This window comes from Dolichospermum sp. UHCC 0259, assembly GCF_009711935.1.
In the GTDB taxonomy this organism is placed as follows: domain Bacteria; phylum Cyanobacteriota; class Cyanobacteriia; order Cyanobacteriales; family Nostocaceae; genus Dolichospermum.
Map to the genome: position 1 here is coordinate 1 of NZ_VIKX01000300.1, position 889 is coordinate 889.

An 889-nucleotide genomic window follows, 5' to 3' on the forward strand; every position below is an offset into this window, starting at 1 on the left:
CACAAAGTTCTGCAATTCCTGGAGGATGAAAATATTTACTTGTATCAAGAGACATGAGACTATTTTTATATTTACTGACACACCCTACTAACTCACTGTTTTTCAATAATAACTTGACTAACTTCTGACCATTTTTCCCAAATACTATTGGGAACTCTCAAAGTATATCGTCTTCTGTAGCCTCCTTGACCTTCTTTATCAAGGTTTTTCGCTCCTAAAAACGCACCAGAACTATCTATAAATTTAGCCCTAAAGCCATCCTGCCATAATTCAAGTCTTAAGTAAGCTTCTCTCGCTGCTGGGCTTCGTTCTGCTTCTGGAGGAATTGAAAATTCAACAATCCACTCTACTTGTTGATTCTGTTGATTAAATGCAGGTTCTTCAATCATTTTATACGAAAATACTGCATAATCTCCTACAGAACTAGAATTAAAAACACTATAGTCCCATTTTGGATCTGATAAACTTGGAGTCCGTTCAGAAGTAGGAGTTGGTGTTGGAGTGGGATCAGGTGTAGGAGTTGATGTAGGTGTTGGTTCAGGTGATGGTGTTGGCTTGTTCAAATCTTCAATTATAGCAACTACTTCTTTCTTTTTTGACTCATAACTGTTTTTCAGATTAGTAACTGAAATAAAAACATCAGATGGGATATCATTTAAAATCGCCAGTACGTTATCCCATTTATCCTTAACTGCTTCATATTCACTAACTGTTCGCGCCTTTTCTATCTGTTCCTCTGCATCTTGAGCTTGTTGTTTGGCTTGGTTAATGGAGTCAATCGCTTGATTTTCTTTATCTAAACGACGTTGTATCTTGGTTAATTGACTTTGATAGTCTGAAAGTTCCTTTTGGGCAGTATTGTATATCTTAGCAGATGTTGGTATAGTTT

At 36.4% G+C, this 889-nt stretch carries 1 protein-coding gene; it reads right to left on the reverse strand.

What is annotated here, in order from left to right; genetic code table 11:
* Window positions 1-92: 92 nt before the first annotated feature.
* Window positions 93-889 (reverse strand): hypothetical protein (locus tag FJR05_RS27060; protein WP_217385685.1); only part of this gene is annotated, 797 nt, incomplete at its 5' end.